The sequence below is a fragment of the Allobosea sp. CS1GBMeth4 genome (assembly GCF_900185715.1).
Lineage (GTDB): Bacteria > Pseudomonadota > Alphaproteobacteria > Rhizobiales > Beijerinckiaceae > Allobosea.
Genome location: NZ_FYAS01000015.1, coordinates 37758 through 61247 on the forward strand (window position 1 = coordinate 37758; position 23490 = coordinate 61247).

At 69.9% G+C, this 23490-nt stretch carries 25 protein-coding genes; 12 read left to right on the plus strand and 13 right to left on the minus strand.

What is annotated here, in order from left to right; translation table 11 throughout:
- Positions 1-111: 111 nt before the first annotated feature.
- Genes CS1GBM4_RS08575 through CS1GBM4_RS08590 form a run of 4 tightly spaced genes read right to left on the minus strand, consistent with a single transcriptional unit; the run spans position 112 to position 3584 of the window.
- Positions 112-894, minus strand: coding sequence for an ABC transporter ATP-binding protein (locus CS1GBM4_RS08575; RefSeq protein ID WP_244607132.1), 783 nt, complete (start codon positions 892-894; stop codon positions 112-114).
- On the minus strand, positions 891-1883 hold the full coding sequence (locus CS1GBM4_RS08580) for an ABC transporter substrate-binding protein (protein ID WP_186418293.1): 993 nt from the start codon (positions 1881-1883) through the stop codon (positions 891-893). Before CS1GBM4_RS08580 ends, CS1GBM4_RS08575 begins: the two co-directional genes overlap by 4 nt.
- 52 nt (positions 1884-1935) lie before the next feature.
- A complete protein-coding gene (locus CS1GBM4_RS08585) occupies positions 1936-2739 on the minus strand; it encodes an ABC transporter permease (protein WP_186418294.1) in 804 nt (267 codons plus the stop codon).
- Positions 2736-3584: an IclR family transcriptional regulator gene (locus tag CS1GBM4_RS08590; protein WP_186418295.1), complete on the minus strand. Its 849-nt coding sequence runs from the start codon at positions 3582-3584 to the stop codon at positions 2736-2738. Before CS1GBM4_RS08590 ends, CS1GBM4_RS08585 begins: the two co-directional genes overlap by 4 nt.
- A gap of 119 nt (positions 3585-3703) precedes the next feature.
- On the opposite strand from CS1GBM4_RS08590, the gene CS1GBM4_RS08595 reads away from it, so the two are divergent.
- From CS1GBM4_RS08595 to CS1GBM4_RS08605, 3 genes are all read left to right on the plus strand, one after another.
- Positions 3704-4402 (plus strand): hypothetical protein, encoded by a 699-nt coding sequence (locus tag CS1GBM4_RS08595; protein WP_186418296.1) that lies wholly within the window; start codon positions 3704-3706, stop codon positions 4400-4402.
- A complete protein-coding gene (locus CS1GBM4_RS08600) occupies positions 4402-5181 on the plus strand; it encodes an SDR family NAD(P)-dependent oxidoreductase (RefSeq protein WP_186418297.1) in 780 nt (259 codons plus the stop codon). Before CS1GBM4_RS08595 ends, CS1GBM4_RS08600 begins: the two co-directional genes overlap by 1 nt.
- A 144-nt stretch (positions 5182-5325) precedes the next feature.
- Positions 5326-6570, plus strand: coding sequence for an amidase (locus tag CS1GBM4_RS08605; RefSeq protein ID WP_186418298.1), 1245 nt, complete (start codon positions 5326-5328; stop codon positions 6568-6570).
- Between the two features lie 462 nt (positions 6571-7032).
- Here CS1GBM4_RS08605 and CS1GBM4_RS08610 read toward each other — a convergent pair whose 3' ends face one another.
- Positions 7033-7341, minus strand: coding sequence for a hypothetical protein (locus CS1GBM4_RS08610; RefSeq protein ID WP_186418299.1), 309 nt, complete (start codon positions 7339-7341; stop codon positions 7033-7035).
- 178 nt (positions 7342-7519) lie between these two features.
- Here CS1GBM4_RS08610 and CS1GBM4_RS08615 point away from each other — a divergent pair, with 178 nt between their 5' ends.
- From CS1GBM4_RS08615 to CS1GBM4_RS08625, 3 genes are all read left to right on the plus strand, one after another.
- On the plus strand, positions 7520-8479 hold the full coding sequence (locus CS1GBM4_RS08615; protein WP_186418300.1) for a TIM44-like domain-containing protein: 960 nt from the start codon (positions 7520-7522) through the stop codon (positions 8477-8479).
- A 145-nt stretch (positions 8480-8624) separates the two neighbouring features.
- Positions 8625-9431 carry a 4-hydroxy-tetrahydrodipicolinate reductase gene (gene dapB / locus CS1GBM4_RS08620; protein WP_186418349.1) on the plus strand — a complete coding sequence of 269 codons (807 nt, stop codon included), beginning with the start codon at positions 8625-8627 and terminating at the stop codon, positions 9429-9431.
- A gap of 8 nt (positions 9432-9439) precedes the next feature.
- The gene (locus CS1GBM4_RS08625) at positions 9440-10063 is read left to right on the plus strand and encodes an alpha-ketoglutarate-dependent dioxygenase AlkB (RefSeq protein ID WP_244607133.1); all 624 of its coding nucleotides are present in this window, start codon (positions 9440-9442) and stop codon (positions 10061-10063) included.
- Here CS1GBM4_RS08625 and CS1GBM4_RS08630 read toward each other — a convergent pair.
- The 3 genes from CS1GBM4_RS08630 to CS1GBM4_RS08640 form a co-directional block, all read right to left on the minus strand.
- Entirely contained in the window at positions 10055-10684 is a 630-nt protein-coding gene (locus tag CS1GBM4_RS08630; protein ID WP_210201555.1) for a trimeric intracellular cation channel family protein, read from the minus strand. The genes CS1GBM4_RS08625 and CS1GBM4_RS08630 overlap by 9 nt on opposite strands.
- A gap of 3 nt (positions 10685-10687) precedes the next feature.
- Complete coding sequence (gene grpE, locus CS1GBM4_RS08635; protein WP_186418301.1) at positions 10688-11311, minus strand: nucleotide exchange factor GrpE; 624 nt, start codon at positions 11309-11311, stop codon at positions 10688-10690.
- Between the two features lie 95 nt (positions 11312-11406).
- On the minus strand, positions 11407-14142 hold the full coding sequence (locus CS1GBM4_RS08640) for a [protein-PII] uridylyltransferase (RefSeq protein WP_244607139.1): 2736 nt from the start codon (positions 14140-14142) through the stop codon (positions 11407-11409).
- 347 nt (positions 14143-14489) lie between these two features.
- Here CS1GBM4_RS08640 and CS1GBM4_RS08645 point away from each other — a divergent pair, with 347 nt between their 5' ends.
- The gene (locus tag CS1GBM4_RS08645; protein ID WP_186418302.1) at positions 14490-15200 is read left to right on the plus strand and encodes a hypothetical protein; all 711 of its coding nucleotides are present in this window, start codon (positions 14490-14492) and stop codon (positions 15198-15200) included.
- Positions 15201-15243: 43 nt separating this feature from the next.
- The gene (locus CS1GBM4_RS08650) at positions 15244-15753 is read left to right on the plus strand and encodes an OsmC family protein (protein WP_186418303.1); all 510 of its coding nucleotides are present in this window, start codon (positions 15244-15246) and stop codon (positions 15751-15753) included.
- Positions 15754-15800: 47 nt separating this feature from the next.
- On the opposite strand, the gene CS1GBM4_RS08655 is transcribed toward CS1GBM4_RS08650, so the two are convergent.
- Both CS1GBM4_RS08655 and rmuC read right to left on the minus strand, forming a co-directional pair.
- On the minus strand, positions 15801-16538 hold the full coding sequence (locus tag CS1GBM4_RS08655) for a Crp/Fnr family transcriptional regulator (RefSeq protein WP_186418304.1): 738 nt from the start codon (positions 16536-16538) through the stop codon (positions 15801-15803).
- Positions 16539-16779: 241 nt separating this feature from the next.
- On the minus strand, positions 16780-17964 hold the full coding sequence (gene rmuC / locus CS1GBM4_RS08660) for a DNA recombination protein RmuC (RefSeq protein WP_186418305.1): 1185 nt from the start codon (positions 17962-17964) through the stop codon (positions 16780-16782).
- A gap of 115 nt (positions 17965-18079) precedes the next feature.
- On the opposite strand from rmuC, the gene def reads away from it, so the two are divergent.
- Genes def through truA form a run of 3 tightly spaced genes read left to right on the plus strand, consistent with a single transcriptional unit; the run spans position 18080 to position 20319 of the window.
- The gene (gene def / locus CS1GBM4_RS08665; protein WP_210201556.1) at positions 18080-18613 is read left to right on the plus strand and encodes a peptide deformylase; all 534 of its coding nucleotides are present in this window, start codon (positions 18080-18082) and stop codon (positions 18611-18613) included.
- A gap of 34 nt (positions 18614-18647) precedes the next feature.
- The gene (fmt, locus tag CS1GBM4_RS08670; RefSeq protein WP_186418307.1) at positions 18648-19577 is read left to right on the plus strand and encodes a methionyl-tRNA formyltransferase; all 930 of its coding nucleotides are present in this window, start codon (positions 18648-18650) and stop codon (positions 19575-19577) included.
- A gap of 4 nt (positions 19578-19581) precedes the next feature.
- On the plus strand, positions 19582-20319 hold the full coding sequence (truA, locus tag CS1GBM4_RS08675; protein WP_186418308.1) for a tRNA pseudouridine(38-40) synthase TruA: 738 nt from the start codon (positions 19582-19584) through the stop codon (positions 20317-20319).
- A 7-nt stretch (positions 20320-20326) separates the two neighbouring features.
- Here the strand turns inward: truA and CS1GBM4_RS08680 are convergent, their stop codons facing one another.
- The 3 genes from CS1GBM4_RS08680 to CS1GBM4_RS08690 form a co-directional block, all read right to left on the minus strand.
- On the minus strand, positions 20327-20911 hold the full coding sequence (locus tag CS1GBM4_RS08680) for a hypothetical protein (RefSeq protein ID WP_186418309.1): 585 nt from the start codon (positions 20909-20911) through the stop codon (positions 20327-20329).
- 66 nt (positions 20912-20977) lie between these two features.
- On the minus strand, positions 20978-22189 hold the full coding sequence (gene dapE, locus CS1GBM4_RS08685) for a succinyl-diaminopimelate desuccinylase (protein ID WP_186418310.1): 1212 nt from the start codon (positions 22187-22189) through the stop codon (positions 20978-20980).
- Positions 22186-22614, minus strand: coding sequence for a DUF805 domain-containing protein (locus tag CS1GBM4_RS08690; RefSeq protein WP_186418311.1), 429 nt, complete (start codon positions 22612-22614; stop codon positions 22186-22188). The genes dapE and CS1GBM4_RS08690 overlap by 4 nt, the downstream gene beginning before the upstream one ends.
- 233 nt (positions 22615-22847) lie before the next feature.
- On the opposite strand from CS1GBM4_RS08690, the gene CS1GBM4_RS08695 reads away from it, so the two are divergent.
- The gene (locus tag CS1GBM4_RS08695; RefSeq protein ID WP_186418312.1) at positions 22848-23462 is read left to right on the plus strand and encodes a ribonuclease D; all 615 of its coding nucleotides are present in this window, start codon (positions 22848-22850) and stop codon (positions 23460-23462) included.
- The last annotated feature ends 28 nt before the right edge of the window (positions 23463-23490 follow it).

Here is a 23490-nt window from a genome sequence, read left to right on the forward strand (position 1 = left end):
ACGTCATGCTCGGGCTTGCCCCGGGCATCTCGGGCCGGAGAGGGCGCCGAAAAGTGCCTTCTCGTCAGGAGATTCTCGGGTCTGCGCTGCGCTTCGCCCGAGAATGACGCCTCAATACTTGATCACCCCGAACCGCCTGAACGCATCGTGGATACGGTCGGCATAGGCGTTGAAGCTCGGATAGTCGCCGAGATGGGCCGGGCGCGGCCGCGGCAGCTCGATCCTGATCTCGTCGACGACCCTGCCCGGCGTCGGCGACATCACCAGCACCCGGTCGGAGAGGCCGATCGCCTCCTCGATCGAATGGGTGATGAAGACGACGGTCTTGGCCTGCTCCAGCCAGAGCATTTCGAGGTCGTGCCGGATCTGCGTGCGCGTGATCGCGTCGAGCGCGCCGAAGGGCTCGTCCATCATCAGCACCGACGGGTTGTGGATCAGCGCCCGCGCGATCGAGACGCGCTGGCGCATGCCGCCGGACAACTGCTTTGGATAGCGGTCGACCGCATGGCTGATGCCGAGCTTGGCGAAGAGTTCGAGCGCCCGCTCTTTCGCCGGGGCCAGCGGCAGGCCGCGAATCTCGGCCTGCAGCATGACGTTTTCGAGTGCCGTCCGGAACTCCAGCAGCAGATGGTCCTGGAAGACGATGCCGATATCGGTGAGCGGCTCGGTCAGTGGTTTGCCGTTGACGAGGAGCTCGCCACCGCTGGTCGGGATCAGCCCGGCCGCCATCAGCATGAAGGTGCTCTTGCCGCAGCCGGACGGCCCGATCAGGCTGACGAACTCGCCGCTCCGGATGTCGAGCGTCAGCCCGTCGACGGCGGTGAAGCCGCCGAAGGTCTTGACGATGCCGCGTCCCTCGATCGAGGCGGCGGCAATGGCGGCTGTCGCGCTCACGAGCAGGCCGGTGCAGAGGCCGGCAGCAGCTCGGTCGTGTAGTAGTCGGTGATCGGCTTGTCCTTTGGCAGGCCGAGATACTGCGTCAGCAGGTCGAAGCTCACCGTCCAGTTCTTATCCGGCACCTTGCCGAGCGAGGCCGCGCCGGGCGCGCAGAGCAGCTTGTTGACGACGTCGAACTGCGCCAGCACCTGCGCCTTCTTCACCGAGGGGAACTGCGCGACCACGGCGTCGGCCGCTGCCTCCGGGTTCTTGCGGGCGGCGTCCCAGCCCTGCAGGCTCGCCTCGACGAATGTCCTGTAGAGCTCGGCATCGGCCTTGATCCTGTCGTCGCGGGCGATGATCGAGAGCCCGACCGTCGGCACGCCGACATCACGGTAGAGCAGGTCGCGCACCTTGAAGCCGCGCTCGCGGATCTGCACCGAGTGGAAGTCGGCGCCGCCGAGGATGGCGTCGACCTTCTTCTCCAGCAGCGCCCCGACGAAGGCGCCGGGGTCGATGTTGATGATGTCGACCTTGCCCTTGTCGATCTGGTTCGAGGCCAGGATCGCGTCGAGCAGCGTCGTCTGCGCCGTGCCGGGCTGAACCGCGACCTTCTTGCCGACGAGGTCCTTGGGCGAGGCGATGCCGCTCCCCTCCAGGGAGATGATGGCGAAGCCGTTGGTCTGCAGGATGGGCGCGACGATCTTCACCGGCGCACCCTTGGTGCGCAGCTGCATCGCGGCGGGCGCGTCGGCGAAGCCGACATCGGTCTGCCCCGTCGCGACCATCTGCGCCGTGGTGCCCGAGCCCTTGCCCTCCTCGATGGTGAGGTTGATGCCGGCCTTCTCGTAGAGGCCCATCTGCTTGGCCATCATGAAGCCGGCATTGGGCGCGGCGGCGAGGAAGTTCAGCGTGATCTTCATCGGCTTGCCGGTCTGGGCGAAGGCCAGCCCGCTGCTGAGCGCGAGCACAGCCGCGCCGGCGAGCAAGGTTCTGCGTGTCGTCATTGTCTCCTCCCTGTGTCGCCGGTTGGCTCCGGCTCGATGGCGATCGGATGTCCTAGGTCTTGCGCTGCCAGGGCATCAGCAGCGCCTCGAGCCAGTCGACGAGGTAGCTGAACAGGATGCCGACGGCGGAGAGCGCCACCAGGCAGGCGAAGATCAGCGGCATGTCGAGGAAGCTGGTGCCGCGCAGCAGCAGGTAGCCGAGGCCGGCATTGGCGCCGACGAATTCGCCCACGATCGCGCCCGTCGCCGCGAACACGGCCGAGACCTTGAGGCCCGAGAAGATGTAGGTCAGCGCCGCCGGCACCCGGACATAGCGGAAGGTCTGCCAGGCGGAGGCGCCCATCGAGCGGGTCAGATAGAGCACGCGCTCGTCCAGGGCCCGGAAGCCGGTCATGCTCGCCACCAGCGTCGGGAAGAAGCAGAGCAGGAAGGTCAGCAGCACCTTCGGGAACAGGCCGAAGCCGAACCAGACGACGAAGAGCGGCGCGATCGCGATCTTCGGCACCAGCTGGAAGAAGACGATCACCGGATAGATCGCCTTCTCCAGCAGCTTCACCGAGACGATGAGGTAGCCGAGCGGGATCGAGATCACCGCCGCCATCAGGAAGCCGAGCACGATCTCGTTCGCGGTCACCAGCGTGTGCCGGAGGATGTCGGCGCGATCGAGCCAGAGCCGCTCGAAGAAGGCGCTCGGCACCGGCAGGATGTATTCCGGGATGCCGGCCATCGGCACCAGGATCTGCCAGGCGAGCAGCAGCACGGCGAAGCTCGCCAGCGGCCAGGCGATGGCCGAGGCCCAGCCGGCGGCCTGGCGCGCGCCCGTCGCGGTCGTGCTGGTGGCGGCGTCGCTGCTCATGTCGCTGTCTCTGCCGGCGCGGTTTGCCGGGCGGCCGTCGTCCCGACGGCTGGAACGGCCGCTGCCTGCCGCCGCCTGAGCGGCCAGATCGCCGACATCTCCCGCGCGGCCGTGGCGAGCGCCGCCGCGATCTCGCCGCGGCGCGCCTCCTGCATGCGGGGCAATGGTCCGGCGACGCTGAGCGTGCCGGCGACCGGCGCGCCGGGATCCGGGCCGGCCCGGAAGGTCGTCGCCATGGCGATGGTGCCGATCTCGCCTTCCTCGATCGCCAGCGCGTAGCCGCGGCGTCGCGTCTCGGCGAGATGCCGGCGCAGCGCGTCGACGTCGGCGAGAGCGTTCGGGCCGGTGCGCCCGTCCGCATCGAAGCCGCGCGCACAGACGATGCGCAGCGCCTCCGCCTCGGGCAGCGAGGCAAGCCAGGCCTTGCCGGTCGCGGTCGCGTGCAGGACGATGCCGGTTCCCATCGGCGGCTCGTAGCGCAGGCCGGCGGTGGCGCCCTGGGCGCGGGCGATCCAGGTCAGGCTCTCGCCGTCAACGACGGCGAGCCGGCAATATTCGCAGGTGGCGCGGGCGAGCTGGTCGAGCACGATCTGGCCGGCATCGGGCAGGCCGCGCAGGTCGAGATTGCGGAAGGCGAGCTGCGACAGCTTCAGCGTCAGCCCATAGGCGCCCGATTGAGGATCCTGCGCGACGAAGCCGCGCTCGGAGAGGGTCGCCAGCAGCCTGTGCGTCGCGCTGACCGGCAGGCCGAGCCGCTCGGCGAGCGTGGTGAGGTCGGCGCCGTCGGCCTCGCCCGCCAGCGCCTCCACCAGCTTCAATGCCCGCTCGACCGCCGCGATCGTCACCTGTTCCCGCCCTGTTGTGCTCAGAATTGGAAATCATTTCCAATTTGGATTTGATTTCCGTATAGAGATCGGGCGGGGCCGAGTCAACGCGCCCCGCTCGGCGAGCCGGTGGAGGAACGATGAGCCTGGCAGGTGAGGGGGCGGTCGCGATCTGGCACGACATCGCGCCGGAGGGCAGGGCGGAGTTCTATGCCTGGCACGGCGAGGAGCACATGCCCGAACGGGTCGGCATCCCCGGCTTCCTGCGCGGGCGCCGCTATGTCGCGATCGATGCCGATCTCGAATTCTTCAACCTCTACGAGGCGCAGAGCGTCGAGGTCCTGAAGGGGCAGGACTACGCCGCCCGCGTCAACGCGCCGACGCCGTGGACGCTCTCGGCGGTGAGGCACTTCCGCTCGGTCGCGCGTGCGATCTGCCGCGTCGCCCATAGCAGCGGGCCGGCCCAGGGCGGGCTGATCGCGACATTGCGCTACGATGTGCAGGAGAACAGGGCCCCGGCCCACAAGGCGGCGTTGCTGCGTGGTCTGATCCCCGACCTGCTCGCGACGCCCGGCGTCGCCGGCGTCCACCTGCTGGCGGCGGACGCGCAGGCGAGCGGCGTCGCCACGGCCGAGCAGACGGCGCGCGGCGTCGCCAATGCCGTGCCGCGCTGGGTGCTGCTGGTCGAGGGCTGGGGCGACGAGGCCGATTTCGTCGCGCTGGCGCGCGAGGCGCTCGCTCCCGACGCGCTTCTGGCGCTCGGCGGCGAGGGCCCGTTCTCCCTCGGCCTCTATCGTCACCAGATCACCCGGACCAAGACCGCCTGGAGCGCCGGCTGATGAATACGCGTCACGACCTCTCCGGCCGCCATGCCATCGTCACGGGCGGAGCCGGAGGCCTGGGCCGCGGCATCGCCCGCGTGCTGATCGAGGCCGGTGCGAGCGTCGAGCTCTGGGACCAGGACGCCGGCGGCCTCGCCCAGGCCGTCGCCGAGCTCGGCCGGCGGGCGGGCCAGCGCCAGCTCGACATCCGCGACGTCAACGCCGTCGAGGCGGCCGCCACGGCCGTAGTCTCTGCCCATGGCCGCATCGACATCCTGATCAACAATGCCGGCGTGCTCGGCGAGGTGAAGCCGATCTGGGAGACGACGCCGGACAATTTCCAGCGCGTCCTGCAGGTCAACCTGTTCGGCGCCTATCTGGTGACGCGGGCCGTCATCGGCCGGATGCTGCGCCAGGAGCCGCGCCGCTCGCCCGACGGTCACCCGTTGCGCGGGCACGTCGTCAACATCGCCTCGATCCAGGGCAAGGAGGGCATGGCGCTCGCCGCCGCCTATTCCGCCTCGAAGGCGGGGCTGATCGCCCTGACCAAGAGCGTCGCCAAGGAGACGGCGCGGGAGGGCATCATCGTCACGGCGGTGACGCCGGCCGCGGCCGAGACCGCCATGGCAAGGGAGATCTCGGCCGAGCGCCGGGCCGACATCCTCTCGCGCATCCCAATGGGGCGCTTCGTCGAGGTGGCCGAGGTCGCGCGGCTCGTGCTCTGGCTGTCCTCCGACGCATGCTCCTTCTCGACCGGCGGCATCTTCGACCTCTCGGGCGGCCGCGCCACCTATTGAGCCCGGCACCCGTCGGCGCGTCCGCGGCGCCGCGCCGGACGCATACCCCGTCTGCTGCGGCAGGCCCGTGGCTTCCTTCCGGGGCCGGGCTCGTGCCAGCATGGCCGCCTCGGCCGACCGGCCACGGATTCAAGGGACAGGCTCATGCTTTCGGTTCGCGACATCGCCCGCCGCGTCGCCAATGGCGAGATCTCGGCCCATGCGGCCCTCGCCGACAGCGAGCGGCGAATCGCGGAGCGCGACGGCGATCTGCGGGCCTTTGCGGCCCGTCCCGAGACCCTTGCGCCCGGCACGGGGCCGCTCGCCGGCGTCGCGGTCGGGGTCAAGGACATCATCGACACCGCCGACCTGCCGACCGGCATGGGCTCGCCGATCTATGACGGCTATCAGCCCCGCGCCGATGCGCCGATCGTGATGGCGCTGAAGGCGGCCGGCGCGACCGTCGCGGGCAAGACGCAGACCACGGCATTCGCCTTCCTCGACCCGGCGCCCACGCGCAACCCGCACGATCCCTCCGCCAGCCCGGGCGGCTCCTCGGCGGGCTCGGCCGCGGCCGTCGCCGCCAGCCTCGTTCCGCTCGCGATCGGGACGCAGACCGGCGGCTCGGTGATCCGCCCCGCCGCCTATTGCGGCATCGCCGCGATCAAGCCGTCCTATGGGCTGCTGCCGACGGTCGGTGTGAAGCCCTTCTCCTGGTCGCTCGATACACTCGGCCTGATGGCGGCCGGCGCCGGCGATCTCGGCTTCGCCCTCGCCGCTCTGACTGGCCGTCCCGATCTCGACGCGCCCCAGGCCGCGCTGGCCGGGCTGAAGCTCGGCCTCTGCCGCCAGGACTTCACCGACCGCCCCGAGCCTGCCTGCGAGGAGGCGCTGCAGCGCATTGCCGCGCTCGCCCGCAAGGGCGGCGCCGCCGTGCTGGATCTGACGACGCCGCCCGAGCTCGCCGCCACCTTCCATGCCCACGGCCCGCTGCAGAACTGGGAGGCGACGCAGGCGCTCGCCTGGGAATACGCCCGTCATCGCGACGAGCTGCCGCCGAAGCTGCGCGCCTATCTCGACGAGGCTCGCGCGACCACGCCGCGTGACTACGACCTGGCGCGGGCCACCGCCCGGCGTGGGCGGCAGGCGGCCGAGCGCTGGTTCGCGGAGGTCGACCTCGTGCTGACCTATGCCGCGCCGGGCGAGGCGCCGGAAACCCTCGCCTCGACCGGCGACTCCAAGTTCAACCGGCTCTGGACCTTGCTCGGCACGCCCTGCCTGACCGTGCCGCTGATGCGCGGCCCGCGCGGTCTGCCGGTCTCGTTCCAGCTCGTCGGACGCTTCGGTGACGACGCCCGCGTCATCGCCGCGGCCCGTGCGCTCGAGCGCCTGATCCTGATGCCGGGGTGACGAGATTTCGGCGAGATCTGGGCGCTGGTCCCGCATGGGACAATATTGCATTGCAACAACTCGGGTTCGATTGTGGCAAGACAGTTTTGTCTCTCTCTTTTCTGTACTAAAAGCTCCTCTCGAAAAGGTCTTGTTCGGAACTATCCACAAAGCAGGTCAATGCTTTAACCGCCAATTAAGAATGCTTCTCTGCTCCGGCTCGGCATGCGGCGCCATAGCCACTTGCAGTGTCCGCGCATTCTGCTAGCTTTCGTGTCAGGTCAATGACAAAGGAGGGTTCTCATGAACCTCGCGCTAAGTCTCGACCGGTTGGCCATGGGAGCGGCATTCGTGCTGCTTCTGGCGATCGTGATCGGAGCGTTCTGACGGGGAAGTCAGTCTCGAGTCGAAAGACCCTTTAAGCCATTTGGAGAGCGTCGCCGGAGAGGCCCGGCGGCGCTTTTCCTTTGGAGCCGAGGCCGCTCAGCTCTCCGGGCAGGGCGTCTCGCTCACATCCCAGGACATCATGTTGATGACGCGGCCGCAGACGGCGAGGCGGCGGCCCATCGTGGTGCGGATGCAGGCCATGCTGCCTTCCGCGATCTTCTTGCCGTCGTTCCAGCAATAGCAATAGGGTTCCGGTGCCTGCGCCTGGCGAGGCCTGTCGAGCGCGACCGCTCGGTCCTGCGCCAGAGCGGGATCATGCGGCAGCGTCAGGGGCGTCGCGGCCAGCGCCGGGATCAGCAGCGCCGCCGCGCCGGAGCAGGATAGCCTCCGAGGGCGTCGGATCATGGCTCGCTCCCGTCGCCTCGTGGGCGTAACGAGACTGTCACGATAGCACAGGAAAGCTGGCGGCCAAACGTCGGGGGGACGGATCTGTCCTGCGGACCGGGCCGGGCTCTCCTTGCGAAAGTTGTACGACCCGACCATATTTCGGGTCCAGTGAGCCATCCGGGCTCCGGGAGGAACCATGTCTCTGATTTCGCTCGCCCGTCGCGGACGTGCAATCGCCCTCATCGCCGGCGCTCTGCTGCTGGTCCCGATCATCGCCGAGGCCGCCCCGGGCGGCCGCAGCTTCGGCAGCCGCGGCTCGCGCAGCCAGTCGCAAGTCGCGCCGACGCCGACCGCGCCCGGCTCCTCGTTCCAGCGCAACCAGACGCAGGCACCCGGCCCGTCGGCTGCGGCTCCGGCCGCCGGTGCCGGCGCGGCCGCCGCGCAGGCGGCGCGCCCGTCCATGGCCCGCAGCCTGATGATGGGCGTCGCCGGCGGTCTGCTCGGTGCCGGCCTGTTCGGCCTGCTCTCGGGCGCCGGATTCGGCGGCCTCGCCGGCCTGCTCGGCCTGCTCTTCCAGGTCGCGCTGATCGGCGGCCTGATCTGGCTGGCGCTGCGCCTGTTCCGTCGCCGCAGCGAGCCTCAGCTGGCTGGCGTCGGCGCGCCGCTCGGCCGTCAGGCCTATCAGCCGCAGGCGGCCCCGGCGATGGCCGGTCTTGGCGGTGGTGCCGCCGCGGCCGCGAAGCCGGTCGAGTTCGAGCTGCAAGGAGCCGATTACGGCGCCTTCGAGCGCCTGCTCGCCGAAGTGCAGACCGCGATCTCCAACGAGAACGTCGCGCGCCTGCGCCAGATCACGACGCCGGAGATCTCTGGTGCGCTCGAGGACGAGTTCGCCGAGAACGCCCGCAAGGGCCTCATCGAGAAAGCTGCCGACGTCAAGCTGCTGCAGGGTGACCTCGCCGAATCCTGGCGCGAGGACGGCTACGAGTATGCCACGGTCGCGATGCGCTTCAGCCTGCTCACCGCCATGGTCGAGCGCAATGGCGGGCGCGTCGTCGAGGGGCACGCCACGATCCCGCGCGAGGTGACCGAGCACTGGACCTTCGTGCGCCCGCGCGGCGGCGAATGGAAGGTCGCGGCGATCCAGCCGGCCGAGTAGGCCGGCGACCACGCCCGAAATCTGCGCGGCCGGGCTCTGCCCGGCCGTTTTTCGTTTCGACGAACGATGAAGCGGCCTATAGGCATGTGAGCGCCGGAGTTCGGCGCCTGTCCTGGCTGCTTCGGAGCGTTTTCCCATGAGCGACATGCGTCTCGTCGTCGTCGGCGCCGCCGGCCGGATGGGCCGCTCGCTGGTCAGGGCGATCCATGACGCGCCGGGCTGCGTCCTCTCCGCCGCGATCGAGCGGCCGGGCTCGCCCGCGCTCGGCCAGGATGCGGCGGTGCTGGCCGGCCTGCCCGCCAGCGGCGTCCTGGTCGGCGACGACGCGGTCGCCGCCTTCGTCGAGGCCGAGGGCGTGCTCGACTTCACCACGCCCGACGCGACCGTCGCCTTCGCCGGCCTCGCCGCCCAGGCCCGCATCGTCCATGTCGCCGGCACCACCGGCATGGAGCCGCAGCATCTGGCGAAGCTGGAAGCGGCTTCGCGCCATGCCGCCATCATCCGCTCCGGCAATATGAGCCTCGGCGTCAATCTGCTCGCGGCGCTGGTGCGCAAGGTCGCCGCGACGCTCGGCACCGACTGGGACATCGAGATCCTCGAGATGCATCACCGCATGAAGGTCGACGCGCCTTCGGGCACCGCCGTCCTGCTCGGCGAGGCGGCGGCGCAGGGGCGCGGCGTCGATCTCGCGGAGTGCCGGGTCGCGGTGCGCGACGGTCAGGTCGGGGCGCGGCAGCCCGGCACGGTCGGCTTCGCCGCGCTCCGCGGCGGCACCGTCGTCGGCGATCACAAGGTGATCTTTGCCGGCGCGGGCGAGCGGCTCGAGCTCGCCCATGTCGCCGAGGATCGCAGCCTGTTCGCGCAGGGCGCGGTCAGGGCGGCGCTGTGGGGCCGCGGCCGCAAGCCCGGGCTCTATTCGATGGCCGACGTGCTCGGCCTCGACACAGTCTGAGTGCTGCGGTGGCTGCGCTCGCCGTCGCGCCCGGCGTGACGCATTGGCCGGACTATCTCGACGCGGCCGAGCAGGCGGCGCTGATCGCCGATCTGCGCGAGGCGGCGCGGCAGGCGCCCTTCTACACGCCGCGCATGCCGAAGACCGGAAAGCCTTTCTCCGTCAGAATGACCAATTGCGGCGTGCTCGGCTGGATCTCCGACGAGCGCGGCTATCGCTACCAGCCGCTGCATCCGCAGACCGGCGCACCCTGGCCGCCGATCCCCGAGCGGCTGCTGCGCGCCTGGCGGGAACTCGCGGGCTACTCGCACCCGCCCGAGGCCTGCCTGGTCAATTTCTACGAGCCGACGGCTAGGATGGGCCTGCATCAGGACCGCGACGAGGCGGAATTCGACGCGCCGGTGCTGTCGCTCTCGCTCGGCGACACCGCGATCTTCCGCATCGGCGGCACCAGTCGTGGCGGCAAGACGCTCTCGCTGAAGCTGGCCTCGGGCGATGCGCTCGCCTTCGGCGGGCCGGCGCGGCTCGCCTATCACGGCATCGACCGCATCCTCGCGGGCTCGTCGAGCCTGCTGCCGCAGCCGGGGCGGATCAATTTGACGCTGCGCAGGGTGACGAAGCCGTCAGGGTGAATTCCCCCGCTCGTCCCCCGGCAGTTTCGGGAACGACCAGCCGAGCAGGAGCGAGCCGGCGCGCAGGCCGAAGCCGGCGGCGAGGCCGCCCAGCATGACGAGCCGCGGATCGAGCCCGGTCTGCGCCAGACCGACCGTCGCGGCGGCGCCGGCCGCCGCCGCGGTGACGTAGAAGTCCCGGCTCCACAGCAGCATCGGCCGGTCGCCGGCGAGGATGTCGCGGATGATGCCGCCGAAGGTCGCGGTCACCGCGCCGAAGGCGATCGCCGACAGCGCGGGAACGCCGGCCGCCAGCCCCTTCTGCGCCCCGACCACGGCGAAGAGCGCGAGCCCGGCGGCATCGGCCCAGATCAGCAGGCGCGCGGCGCCCCAGCCGTCGAGCATGCCGGGCCGGGCATAGGCGACCGCCCAGGCGGCGAGGGCGACGGTCGCGCACAGCATCACGTCGGCCGGCGCCTCGATCCAGAAGACGCGCCGGTCGAGCAGGAGATCGCGCAGGGTGCCGCCGCCGACGCCGGTGACGGTGGCGAGCAGGATGAAGCCGAACGGGTCCATGCGCTTGCGGGCGGCGACCAGCGCCCCGGTCAGGGCGAAGACGACGACGCCCGCGGCTTCGAGCACCTGTCAGGTCGCCGGCTTGTCGCCGGCATCGGCAGCCGGGGCATCGGAGCCGTCGGCAGCCGGCCTGGGCGCGCCGGCCGAGACGCCGACCAGCGCCGGGCGCAGCACGCGCTCGCCGATCTTGTAGCCGGTTTGCACCACCTTCGAGACCAGGCCCTTGGCGATCGCCGCGTCGGGCGCCTCGAACATCGCCTGGTGCAGGTTCGGGTCGAATTTCTCGCCCTGCGGGTCGATCTTGCGGACGCCATGGCGTTCCAGCGTCTTCAGCAGCTCGCGCTCGGTCAGCTCGACGCCCTCGACTACGGCCTGCAGCGCGTTGTCGGCAGCGGCGCGGGCCGCCTCCGGCACGCTCTCCAGCGCGCGGCGCAGATTGTCCGCCGAGCCGAGCAGGTCGCGGGCGAAGCTGGTCACGGCATAGGCTTTCGCATCCGCGATCTCGCGTTCGGTGCGGCGGCGCAGATTCTCCATCTCGGCCAGGGTGCGCAGCAGCTTGTCCTTGAGGTCGTCGCGCTCGGCCTCGAGCAGGGCGAGCGGATCGGGCGAGGCGGTCTCGTTCGCGTTCGCGCCGGCCGCGTCCTGGCTCTCGGTCTCCGGCTTCGGATCGTCCTTCGCAGGGTTCTGCGTCATTCCATCATCCCAATCGTTGCTCATCATGCGGCATGGCGGCGTGACCTTCCGGCACACCGGCTTCGCCGCCGATATCGGGCTTCGGCGGGTCGAAATCAAGCACGGGCCATGGCCTTGCCCTTGCTCGAAGGCGGCTTGTCGAGCTCCAGGCTGAACACGGCGAGCAGCGCCTGGCGGACCATCAGCTGCCGGCCGGTCGAGGTGATCTTCGCCCCGGTCAGGTCGGTGACGTAGAAGACGTCGACCGCCTTCTCGCCGAAGGTCGCGATATGGGCCGAGGCGATGTTGAGGTTGAGCTTGCCGATCGCGGTGGTGAGGTCGTAGAGCAGGCCGGGCCGGTCGAGGCCCGAGACCTCCAGCACCGTGTGCCGCGACGACAGCACGTTGTCGATGATGACCTCGGGCGCGACCTGGAAGGTCTGGCCGCGCGGCGGCGGGGCGCGGCGTTGGGCGACGAGGTCGGCGATCTTGATCTCGCCCTTGAGCGCCCGCTCGATCGCCGCCGCGATCCGTTCGGCCCGGCGCAGCTCGTCGTCGTCGCGCTCGAAGGCGCGCGAGACGAAGATCGTGTCGAGCACCAGCCCGTCGGTGGTGGTGAAGATCTGGGCGTCGACGATGTTGCCGCCGGCCGCCGCGCAGGCGCCGGTGACGATGGCGAGCAGGCGCGGATGGTCGGGCGCCAGCACGGTGAGCTCGGTCACGCCGCGGAACTGGTCGGTCTCGACCCGCGTCGCCGTGGTGCGGCCGGCGATCTCGGCCTCGCGCAGGAAACGGGCATGCCGCTCCTGCCGCTCGGGCTCGACCTTGAGCCAGTAGGCCGGATAGTGCCGGGCGAGATAGGCGGCGCGCTCCTCCTCCGTCCAGTCGGCGAGGCGCGCCGCCAGCGCCTCCTGCTTGCGCTCGACCCTGGCTTTGCGCTCGATCCCGGAATGGCCGCCGGCGAGCACCACCTCGGTCTCGTAATAGAGCGTGCGCAGCAGCTGGCCCTTCCAGCCGTTCCAGACGCCGGGACCGACCGCCTTGATGTCGGCCACCGTCAGCACCAGCAGCAGCTTGAGGCGCTCCAGCGTCTGCACGATCGCCGCGAAGCTCTCGATCGTCTTGGGGTCGCCGAGATCGCGGCTCTGGGCGACGGTCGACATCACCAGATGGTTCTCGATCAGCCAGACCACCGTCTCGGTCTGCGCCTCGCTGAGGCCGAGCCTGGGGCAGAGCTTGCGGGCGATGCGGGCACCGGCGACCGAATGGTCCTCCGGCCGGCCCTTGGCGATGTCGTGCAGGAACAGCGCGACATAGAGGGCGCGCCGGTTGGTGATCGTCGCGAAGATCGAGTTCGCCAGCGGGTGCTCGGCCTCGAGCGCGCCGGCATCGATCTCGGCGAGGATGCCGATCGAACGGATCAGGTGCTCGTCGACGGTGTAGTGGTGATACATGTTGAACTGCATCATCGCGACGACGCGGCCGAAATCCGGGATGAAGCGGCCGAGCAGCCCGGATTCGTTCATCCGCCGCAGCACCGCCTCCGGCGAGCGCCGCGCCGTCAGGATCTCCAGGAAGATGCGGTTGGCCTCGCGGTCGGCGCGCAGATGCGGGGTGACCAGCCTGAGCGACTGCGTCACCAGCCGGCTGGTGTCCGGATGGATGGCGAGGTCGTCGCGGCTGGCGATCTCGTAGAGCCGCAGCAGGTTGACCGGGTCGCGCCTGAACGCCTCGTCGTCGGTGACGGCGAGGCGCTGGCCCCGCAGGGTGAAGTCGGGATGGCCGAGCGCGCGCACGCGCCGGCGCTTGGTGAAGGAGCCGATCAGGCTGGTCAGGCTGGCGCGCGGCTTCTGCTGGCGCGCCTCCAGCGCGGCGCAGACGATCGCGGTCAGGTCGCCGACATCCTTGGCGACGAGGAAATAGGCCTTCATGAAGCGCTCGACCGGCGCCTGGCCGCTGCGCCCGGCATAGCCGATCGCGGCCGCGACCTGGCGCTGCAGGTCGAAGGAGAGCCGCTCCTCGGCCCGGCCGGTAATGAAATGCATCCAGCAGCGCACCCGCCAGAGAAACTCCTCCGAGCGCTGGAACATCGCGAACTCGCGCGCGTCGAACAGCCCGGCCTCGACCAGCTCGGCCGGATCGTCGACGCGGTAGGAGTATTTCGCGATCCAGAACAGCGTGTTGAGGTCGCGCAGGCCGCCCTTGCCGTCCTTGACGTTGGGCTCGACCAGATAGCGCGACGAGCCGGCGCGGGCGACGCGGCCCTCGCGCTCGGCGAGCTTGGCCTCGGTGAAGGCGGCGGCCGTGCCCTCGGCGATCTCGGCGCCGTAGCGCCGCTGCAGTTCGGCGAACAGGCCGGCATCGCCGCAGATCAGCCGCGCCTCCAGCAGCGCCGTGCGGATCGTCATGTCGGCCCGGCCCTCGCGGATGCAGTCGTCGACCGAGCGCACGGAATGGCCGACCTTCAGCTTCAGGTCCCAGAGCGGATAGAGCATCGCCTCGACCACGCTCTCGCCCCAGGCCGTCTGCTTGTCGGGGAACAGGAACAGCAGGTCGACATCGGAGCCCGGCGCCAGCGTGCCGCGGCCATAGCCGCCGACCGCGACGACGGCGATGCGCTCGCCGGCCGAGGGGTTCTCGACCGGGTAGAAATGCCGCGTCGCGGCGACGTGCAGCCCGGCGACCACGGCGTCCATCACGTCCGAGAGCCGCTTGGCGCAGGAGAGGCCGTTGCGCGTGCGCGCCAGCAGCTCGCGGGCCGACTGGCGCCCCTCCGCGAGTGTGTCGCGCAGGGCGTCGACCAGGGCTCCGCGCAGGCCGTCCCGGTCCTCCTGCTCGAACTGCCGGGCCAGCCTGCCGACCGCGGCCGCGGGATTGTCGATCAAATCGGCGAGGCGCGAGGCTGGCTTGTCGGGAACGGGCGGCACTGAACGGGGCTCTTCGGGCTTTCGGCGGAGGCGGCGATCCCTAGCATGATTGCCGCGGCCTGCGGAAACGGCGATTGCCCGTTCCACGCGCCGAGGTCGGAGGATACCGATGGGTCGCGTTTGACAAAGCGGACGGCTGTACCGTATCAAAGGACACGCGCCGATTTGAGCCTCAGCTTGCGGGCGCGAAACAAATGCAGCTAAAGCGCGGGAACGACGGGACGGCCCGCGGCCGTCGGCGCTCCCTCCGCCTCGCCATGGAAGGAGCCAGCATGTCGCCCGCTTGTCGCGATCTCCCCTGTTCTCTCGAGACGGTTCCGCTGCGCCCGGCGCCCGGCGAGGTCGTCGCCCTGCTCGGCGCTCCCGAGGCGCGGGCGGCGGCGCTGCATGCCTTGGCCGCCTCGGCGGGCGGTGACGGGACGGTGCCGACGGCCGAGCTCGGCCTGCTCTGCGCCCGGCCGCGCGTCTTCCCCTGGCTCGATCTTGCCGGGAACCTCGCCTTCGCCCTGCCGAACGCCTCGCCGTTCGAGCGCGAGGGCCTGATCGCCAATGTGCTGGTCCGCGTCGGCCTCGCCACGCAGGCGCGGCAGCGGCCGGGGGCGCTCTCGCCGGAAGGTCTGCTGCGGCTCGCCATCGCGCGCCTCCTGCTGGCGAGGCCGCGCCTGCTCCTGATCGACGAGCCCTTCGCGGCGCTGTGCGAGGCCGCGCGGGCGGAGCTCGACGCCTTCCTGCCGGAGCTCTGCGGGCGGGGCCGCCCGGCCGTCGTCTTCGCCACGGGCTCGATCGACGCGGCCCTGCGCCTCGCCGACCGCATCCTCGTCCTGCCGCAGCAGCCGGGGCCGGTCGCCTTCAGCCTCGCCAATCTGCTGGCCCGCCCGCGCGAGCAGGGCTCCGTCGGCTTCCTCGCCCTGCGCCGCGAATTGCGGCGGGCGCTCGAAAGGGAAGGCCGGCATGTCGCGCCGGCGGTGGAGGCGGCGGCCTGAAGCGGCTACAAGCCGGCAGGTCGCTTCACAAGGATGCCGGATCATGGACGTCACCGCGCTGCGCGCTCTGCAGGCCCCGCTCAAGGACAGGTACCGTGAGGCGCCGGATGCGGCGGTGGTCACGCTCAGGGCCAGGGGCGAGCTCGACGACCAGCACATCGCCTGCAAGGTCGAGACCGGCCGGGCGCTCGCGCTCGCCGGCCTGCACCCGGCGACGGGCGGCTCCGGCGCCGAGCTCTGCTCCGGCGACATGCTGCTCGAGGCGCTGGTCGCCTGCGCCGGCGTCACGCTGAAGGCGGTCGCGACCGCGCTCGAGATCGAGCTGAAGAAGGGCACGGTCCGCGCCGAGGGCGATCTCGATTTCCGCGGCACGCTCGGCGTGGCGAAGGACGCGCCCGTCGGCTTCAAGGCGATCCGCCTGTTTTTCGACGTCGAGACCGACGCCCCGCAGGACAAGCTCGACACGCTGCTGAAGCTGACCGAGCGCTATTGCGTCGTCTTCCAGACGCTGAACGTCAAGCCCGAGCTGTCGGCGGCGCTCGTCAGGGCCTGACGCTGCGGGTCGGCCGGGGGCGAAGCCGACATCGCGTAGCCGGCGGTTCAGTGCACCGCCTCGCTGAGGTGGAGATAGCTGGGATCGAAGTCGCCGGCGAACTGCAGGGCGACCTGGTCCCGGATCCTGATATTCTTGCCCCTCATCTCGATCAGCCCGGCCCTCTTGAGGCTCTTCAGCACCCGGTTCACATGGACGACCGACATGCCCTGTGAGTCGCCCAGTTCGAGCTGGGTGATGATGCAGGGAATCGTATCGCTCGCCAGGTCCAGCGCTTGGTAGCGTGCCAGCATCTCGCACAGAAAGTGAGCCATCCGGGCACGCGCCGTGCGTCGGCCGATGTTGCTGACCCATGCATGGGCGACGGCAGCGTCGATGGCGGTCTCGCGCCAAAGGCGCGCGCCGATCTGCGGATGCTCGGCAATCAGGATATGCAGGGCGCGATGCGAAACCATCGCCACAATGCTTGGCCGCAGTGCGCAGATATTATGCTCGAGCGTCTGGAGATGCAGCCCGGCAAGATCCGGGATGTCGCCGGGGATATGGTAGGCTTGGATCTGTCTTCCGCCTTCCGCTACGATTTCGTAGCGGCAAACCAGGCCTTCCAGCACGATGCAGGCCTCGGACGCAGGATCCCCTTCACGCAGGATATCGGCACCGGCCTCCACGTGCTTCAACATGATCGGCAGGTGACTGATCGCGCTGGCTTCCATGTCGCTGAGCGGAAAACCCCGGCTTAACCTGTGCACGAGGAAATGAAGATCATGCCGGGCGACGATCGACATAGCGGGCGCCCTTCTGTGACTGGCAGCAGCCACCGTTCGGTTCGACAATTCAGCGTCAGATGACCTTAACGCAGGTTAGCCTCATTGGTTCCGCCGCCAGCAGGAAAGCGGATCGAGGTCGCCGAACCCGGCGGCTTGACGGAATGGTCGGACGCAGTCGGCCGTGCGGCGTCGGATGACCGGGACATCGGCACAGGCGGGGCACGCTCGCCGCACGAAGCGAGCGCCTCCCGCGCCTCGCCTACTCCGCCGCCTTCAGCTTCACGGCCCTGGCGAAGGGGAGCTGCGGCTCGTTCGGGCGGGCGTCGTCGAATTCGAGCGCGCCGATCTTCTCGGCCCGGCCGGTGACCTTGCCGGCCGAGGTCTTGATCTGGGCGACGTCGTCCTGGGCCTGGCGGAAATGCGTGTCGAGCTTGTCGACGCGCTCGCCGAGCCGGCGGACATCGTCGAGCAGCTTGCCGACCTCGGACTGGATGACACGCGCCTCCTCGCGCATGCGGGCGTCGCGCACCAGCGACTGCATCAGCTGGATCGCCAGCGCCAGCAGCGAGGGCGAGACGATCATCACCCGCGCCCGGTGCGCCTTCTGGATGACGTCGTCGAAATGCTCGTGCAGATCGGCATAGATCGCCTCCGAGGGCACGAAGAGCAGCGCCATGTCCTGCGTCTCGCCGGGCAGGAAATAACGCTCGGCGATGTCCTTGACGTGCTGGCCGACATCGGCGCGGACCCGTGCCGAAGCCTGCTTCTTCGCCTCCTCGCCGCGCGCCTCGCGCAGCAGGGTGAAGCTCTCGAGCGGGAACTTGGCGTCGATGACGAGGCCGCGCCCGTCGCCCGGCAGGGTGACGAGGCAGTCCGGCCGCTTGCCGCTCGAAAGCGTGGGCTGGAAGGAAAAGAAGGCCGCCGGAAGACCGTCGCGGATGATCGCCTCCATCCGGCCCTGGCCATAGGCGCCGCGCGCCTGCTTGTTGGCGAGCACGTCCTTCAGCGTCACCACCTCGCCGGTGAGCTCGGTCAGGTTCTTCTGGGCGTTGTCGATGACGGCGAGGCGCTCCTGCAATTTGCCGAGGCTCTCATTGGTCTGGCGGACGTTCTGCTCCAGCCCGGCGCCGACCTGCTGGCGCAATCCGTCCATGCGCTCGGCCATGATGCGGGCGAGGTCGCCCTGCCGGGTCGAGAGGATCTCGGCCATGGTCTGCATCCGGCCCATCAGCTCGGCCTGCTGCCGGTTCATCTCGGCGACCTTGTCGTCCATCTCGCGGGCGCGCTCGGCCGCCATCGCCGTCTCCATCTCGCGCCGGCGCGCGCCGCGCCAGGAGGAGAGCAGCGCCAGCACCAGCAGGGCGAGCGTCAACCCGGCGAAGCCGAAGGCGGCCTCGGCCCAGCTCACGGGCCGCTCCAGCAGGACGAAGGCGATCTGGTTCATCCCGCGAGCCTACATGATTCGAGCCGGTTTTCCAGAACGAAAGCGGAACAGTTTGACCGCTTCCACACAAGTGCTTATGTCGCGGCGACTTCCGACACTCCTTTCAGAGCGCCCGATGGCCATCCGCCCCCTCGTCATCCTGCCCGACTCGCTGCTGCGCAAGGTTTCCGCGCCGATCGGCGACATCACGCCGGAGATCCGCAAGCTCGCGGAGGACATGCTGGAGACCATGTACGACGCGCCGGGAATCGGTCTCGCCGCGATCCAGATCGGCGAGCCGGTCCGGCTGATCACCATCGACGTCTCGAAGAAGGCCGAGGAAGGCGAGGAGCAGAAGCGCGAGCCGATGGTCTTCGTCAATCCGGAGGTGACCTGGCATTCGGACGAGCTCAGCGCCTATGAGGAGGGCTGTCTTTCGATCCCCGATTATTACGAGGAGGTCGAGCGGCCGGCGCGGGTCAAGGTCAGCTATCGCGATCTCGACGGCAAGGCGCAGGAGATCGAGGCCGACGGCCTGCTCGCCACCTGTCTGCAGCACGAGATCGACCATCTCAACGGCGTGCTCTTCATCGATCATCTGTCGCGGCTGAAGCGCGAGCGCGTCACCAAGCGCTTTGCCAAGCAGGCGAAGCGGGAGAGCGCCGCCTGAGCGCCAAGTCACTCGCCAGGGACAGCGTCACGATATGAGCTTGCGCATCATCTTCATGGGCACGCCGGATTTCGCCGTGCCGACCCTGACCGAGATCGTCGGCCAGGGCCATGAGGTCGTCTGCGCCTATACCCGCGCCCCGGCGCCGGCCGGGCGCGGCATGGAGCTGCGGCCCTCGCCGGTGCAGGTCACGGCCGAGCGCTTCGGCATCCCGGTGTTCTCGCCGAAGAGCCTGAGGACGCCGGAGGCCGCCGAGCTGATGGCCTCGCACCAGGCCGATGTCGCCGTCGTCGTCGCCTACGGCCTGATCCTGCCCAGGGCGATCCTCGAGGTGCCCGAACTCGGCTGCCTCAACCTGCACGCCTCGCTGCTGCCGCGCTGGCGCGGGGCCGCGCCGATCCAGCGCGCCATCATGGCCGGCGATACGGAGACCGGCGTCTGCGTGATGAAGATGGAGGAGGGGCTCGACACGGGCCCCGTTGCCATGGTCGAGACGCTCACGATCGACGGCAACGCCACCGCCGGCGAGATGCACGACCGGCTCGCCGCCCTCGGCGCCGACCTGATGGTCCGGGCGCTCGCCGCGCTCGGCCGCGGCGCCTTGCGCTTCACGCCGCAGGCGCAGCAGGGCGTCACCTATGCCAGCAAGATCGGCAATGACGAGGCCAGGCTGAGCTGGAACTTGCCGGCGCAGCAGGTCCACGATGTCGTGCGCGGGCTCTCGCCCTTTCCGGGCGCCTTCGTCGAGGTCGATCTCGGCAAGGGGCCGGAACGGCTCAAGCTGCTGCGCACCGCCCGGGCCGGCGGCGCGGCCGAGCCCGGCACGCTGCTCGACGACGAGGGCACGGTCGCCTGCGCGGTCGGGGCGGTGAAGCTGCTCCAGGTCCAGCGCGCGGGCAGGGGGCCGATGAGCGCCCAGGAGTTCCTGCGCGGGGCGCGGCTCTCGGCCGGGGCGAAGCTCTAGGCCGATGCCGCGCTACAAGCTCGTCATCGAATACGACGGCACGCCCTTTTCGGGCTGGCAGCGCCAGCTTAACGGGCCGTCGGTGCAGCAGAGCGTCGAGGAGGCGATCGAGGCGTTCTGCGGCCATGCGGTGCGCCTGCATTGCGCCGGGCGGACCGATGCCGGCGTCCACGCCACCCACCAGGTCGCCCATGTCGACCTTGCCAGGGACTGGCGCACCGATGTCGTGCGCGACGCCACCAATGCCCGGCTCAAGCCGATTCCGGTCGCGCTGCTGAGCGCCGAGGCGGTGCCGGACACCTTCGACGCCCGCATCTCGGCGACGCGCCGCTATTACATCTACCGCATCCTCGACCGCCGGGCGCAGCCCGCGCTCGACGCGGGCCGCGTCTGGCATGTGCCGGTCAGGCTCGACCACGAGGCGATGGACCGGGCGGCCAAGGCGCTGATCGGCCATCACGACTTCACCACCTTCCGCGCCGCCGAATGCCAGGCCAACAGCCCGCTGCGCACGCTCGACCGGCTCGATTGCCGGCGGGAAGGAGCGGAGATCGTGGTCTATGCCCATGCCCGTTCCTTCCTGCATCATCAGGTCCGCTCCATGGTCGGCTGCCTGAAGATGGTCGGCATGGAGCGCTGGCCGGAGAGCAAGGTCGGCAAGGTGCTGGCGGCGCGCGACCGCTCGCAATGCGCCGCGCTGGCGCCGCCTTGCGGCCTCTATCTGGCCGGCGTGGACTACTGAGGCCCGATCAGAAACCCGCCAGTCCGAAGGTCCTGAGCACCGCATAGTCGGCGAGCGCGCTGGCGCAGGCGATCGCGCCCGCGACGCCGCTTCGCGAACCGAAGGCGGCCCTGGCGACGCAGTAGCGCAGCCTGAGCACGATCGCCGCGAAGGCGAGACTCTGGAAGCCGGCGATGCCGGGATTGGACCAGCCGAGCGCGAATACGGTCGCCGGCACGGCCATCAACGCAGCGGAGAGGATGGCGGCCCAGTTCCAGGCGATGATGAAGCCGGTGAAACGCGGCTCGTGCATCTGGTTCGGCGCGAGCCCGACCAGCAGGACGGGCACCGCGACGATCGCGAGGATCTCGGCGGTGACGATGGCGCCGATCAGGCCGGGCGCGTCGAACAGCCCGCCGCCGGCAAGTCCGGCCAGGGTCCGTTCGGCCGCCAGCACCGGGATCATCGACGGCACGATCAGCACCAGCGCGAGATAGGAGCGCCAGAAACCCTCGCGGCTGAGGTCGAGATCGGGCAGGGCTTTCGCATCGGCGCGCAGCAGGCGCCAGGACGCGGCGAGCGATCGCGTCACATCGTCGGCAGCAAGCCTCATGGCCCAACCCTCCGGACGTCACGATATTAGACTTTCGTCTAACTGTGAGCGCCGGGGTCGGTTCCGTCAAGCACGCGGCGCTGCGGCAAAATAATCGGTCAGCAGCCGGTGCGTGATCCGTTCCAGCGCATGCAGGTCGGCGATCGCGACCCGCTCGTCGACCTGGTGCATGGTCTGGCCGACGACGCCGTATTCGACGACCGGGCAGTAGGTCTTGATGAAGCGGGCGTCCGAGGTGCCGCCGGTGGTCGACAGCGCCGGGCGCTTGCCGGTCTCGCTCTCGACCGCCGCGGCGACCATGGCGACGAACGGGCCGGGCTGCGTCAGGAAGGCGACGGCATTGGTCGGCTCGAAGCCGATCTCATAGCGCACGGCGTTGCCGGCCGCCTCGCGCAGCCGCCGCTCGATCTCGGCGGCCAGCGTCTCCGGCGTCCACAGATCGTTGAAGCGGATGTTGAACACGGCTCTGGCTTGCGCCGGGATCACATTGGTCGCGGGATTGCCGACATCGAGCGTGGTCACCTCGAGATTGCTCGGGTCGAAATGCTCGGTGCCGGCGTCGAGCGGCGTCGCCTCGAGGCCGGCGAGCAGCCTGACCATGCCGCGGATCGGGTTCCGCGCCAGGTGCGGATAGCCGACATGACCCTGGACGCCCTGCACCGTCAGCTTGCCGGTCAGCGAGCCGCGCCGGCCGATCTTGATCATGTCGCTCATCGCAGCCGGGTTGGTCGGCTCTCCGAGCAGGCAGTGGTCGAAACGCTCGCCGCGCGCGTCGGCCCAGGCCAGCAGCTTGACGGTGCCGTTCACCGCCGGACCTTCCTCGTCGCCGGTGACCAGCACCGCGATCGAGCCCGGCGCGTCCGGATTCTCGCGGCGATAGCGGATGGCCGCCGCGACCATGGCGGCGAGGCCGCCTTTCATGTCGCAGGCGCCGCGGCCGTAAAGCACGCCGTCCTCGATCTCGGCCGCGAAGGGGTCATGCGTCCAGGCGGCGAGGTCGCCGGGCGGGACGACGTCGGTATGGCCGGCGATGACGAGGACCGGCCCCTCGCCGCCGATCCGGGCATAGAGATTTTCGACATCGGGCAGGCCGGGCTCGGAGAAGACCGGTCGCTCGACGCCGAAGCCCTCGGCACTCAGAACGGCGCCGAGCAGGGCGAGCGCGCCGCCTTCCGCCGGCGTCACCGACCGGCAACGCACCAGGGCCTGGGTCAGGGCGATGGGATCGGTGGGATCGAAATCGAGCGGGGCCGGGATGGCGGGCGTGGTCTGCGTCATCGCGCCCGTTTAGCAGCGCCCTCGCGCTCCGCAAGCGACTCCTTCTGGTCCACCCCCGGCATCAGGCCGAGATCGACCAGCGCGATCAGCCAGGCGATCGTCGAGATCGCGACCAGCGAAGGGTCCCAGACATAGCCGAGGATGGGCCGCAGCTCGCCCGGCAGGACGATGGCGCAGACCAGCAGGATGCCGAACAGCGAGGAGCCGCCGCGATCGGCGGCGCGCTTCGCCGCCAGCGCGGCCCAGGGGAACAGGGCGAAGGCGTTGGCGAAGGCGGCGATCTTCGCCCCGGTATATTTGTCCGTGGCTTGCGCCGCGCCCCACTGGATCGCCAGCAGGCAGAGCGCGAGCGCGATGCTGCCGAGCCAGAACTGGCGCAGGCCGATGCGGCCGTCGAAATCGGTGAACAGGCGGATTGGAGACATTCGCGCACTCCGGTCCCGCACATTCGCATCTCCGGACCGCGGGGTGAAGCTTATGGTGAATAAAGGGTTAATCGTGCCGAACCGGTTGTATTGCCGAAAGAAAATGCTTGAACGCGGCCGGGCGCGCGGCTAGCTGCGGAGCGTTCCCCGGGTTTCGACGCGGCCGTTCGGCCGGCTGGTGGACGCCAGGCTGTCCGAGCGGCGCCCCGCGTCGCCGAATGAGGTTGAAGGGCATGACCATTCGTCTGCATCGCGGTGATCTGCCCGACGGGTTCGAGCCGGGGCCGGTCCTGGCGATCGACACCGAGACGCTCGGCCTCAATCCCCAGCGCGACCGGCTCTGCGTGGTGCAGCTCTCGCGCGGCGACGGCACCGCCGACATCGTGCAGATTCCGAAGGGTGCGCCGGCGCCGGCCAATCTCTGCCGCATGCTCGCCGATCCGGGCGTGCTGAAGCTGTTCCACTTCGCCCGCTTCGACATCGCCGCGCTCGAAAAGGCCTTCGGCGTCGTCACCACGCCGGTCTATTGCACCAAGATCGCCTCCAAGCTGGTCCGCACCTACACCGACCGGCATGGGCTGAAGGATCTCGTCCGCGAGCTGCTCGGCGTCGAGCTCTCGAAGCAGCAGCAATCCTCCGACTGGGGCGCCGAGACGCTGACGGAGGCCCAGCTCGGCTATGCCGCCGCCGACGTGCTGCACCTGCATGCGCTGAAGGCGAAGCTCGACGTGCTCCTGGCCCGCGAGGGGCGCACGCATCTGGCCGAGGCCTGCTTCGGCTTCCTGCCGACGCGGGCCGCGCTCGATCTCGCCGGCTGGCCCGAAGCCGACATCTTCGCGCATACGTAAACTTGATGTATCAGGATAGGGGGCATCC

Coding starts and splice junctions, on each gene's coding strand:
- CS1GBM4_RS08580 (WP_186418293.1), bottom strand. CDS start 1,883: ATGACGACACGCAGAACCTTGCTCGCCGGCGCGGCTGTGCTCGCGCTC.
- CS1GBM4_RS08585 (WP_186418294.1), bottom strand. CDS start 2,739: ATGAGCAGCGACGCCGCCACCAGCACGACCGCGACGGGCGCGCGCCAG.
- CS1GBM4_RS08595 (WP_186418296.1), top strand. CDS start 3,704: ATGAGCCTGGCAGGTGAGGGGGCGGTCGCGATCTGGCACGACATCGCG.
- CS1GBM4_RS08600 (WP_186418297.1), top strand. CDS start 4,402: ATGAATACGCGTCACGACCTCTCCGGCCGCCATGCCATCGTCACGGGC.
- CS1GBM4_RS08605 (WP_186418298.1), top strand. CDS start 5,326: ATGCTTTCGGTTCGCGACATCGCCCGCCGCGTCGCCAATGGCGAGATC.
- CS1GBM4_RS08610 (WP_186418299.1), bottom strand. CDS start 7,341: ATGATCCGACGCCCTCGGAGGCTATCCTGCTCCGGCGCGGCGGCGCTG.
- CS1GBM4_RS08615 (WP_186418300.1), top strand. CDS start 7,520: ATGTCTCTGATTTCGCTCGCCCGTCGCGGACGTGCAATCGCCCTCATC.
- dapB (WP_186418349.1), top strand. CDS start 8,625: ATGCGTCTCGTCGTCGTCGGCGCCGCCGGCCGGATGGGCCGCTCGCTG.
- grpE (WP_186418301.1), bottom strand. CDS start 11,311: ATGACGCAGAACCCTGCGAAGGACGATCCGAAGCCGGAGACCGAGAGC.
- CS1GBM4_RS08645 (WP_186418302.1), top strand. CDS start 14,490: ATGTCGCCCGCTTGTCGCGATCTCCCCTGTTCTCTCGAGACGGTTCCG.
- CS1GBM4_RS08650 (WP_186418303.1), top strand. CDS start 15,244: ATGGACGTCACCGCGCTGCGCGCTCTGCAGGCCCCGCTCAAGGACAGG.
- CS1GBM4_RS08655 (WP_186418304.1), bottom strand. CDS start 16,538: ATGTCGATCGTCGCCCGGCATGATCTTCATTTCCTCGTGCACAGGTTA.
- rmuC (WP_186418305.1), bottom strand. CDS start 17,964: ATGAACCAGATCGCCTTCGTCCTGCTGGAGCGGCCCGTGAGCTGGGCC.
- def (WP_210201556.1), top strand. CDS start 18,080: ATGGCCATCCGCCCCCTCGTCATCCTGCCCGACTCGCTGCTGCGCAAG.
- fmt (WP_186418307.1), top strand. CDS start 18,648: ATGAGCTTGCGCATCATCTTCATGGGCACGCCGGATTTCGCCGTGCCG.
- truA (WP_186418308.1), top strand. CDS start 19,582: ATGCCGCGCTACAAGCTCGTCATCGAATACGACGGCACGCCCTTTTCG.
- CS1GBM4_RS08680 (WP_186418309.1), bottom strand. CDS start 20,911: ATGAGGCTTGCTGCCGACGATGTGACGCGATCGCTCGCCGCGTCCTGG.
- dapE (WP_186418310.1), bottom strand. CDS start 22,189: ATGACGCAGACCACGCCCGCCATCCCGGCCCCGCTCGATTTCGATCCC.
- CS1GBM4_RS08690 (WP_186418311.1), bottom strand. CDS start 22,614: ATGTCTCCAATCCGCCTGTTCACCGATTTCGACGGCCGCATCGGCCTG.
- CS1GBM4_RS08695 (WP_186418312.1), top strand. CDS start 22,848: ATGACCATTCGTCTGCATCGCGGTGATCTGCCCGACGGGTTCGAGCCG.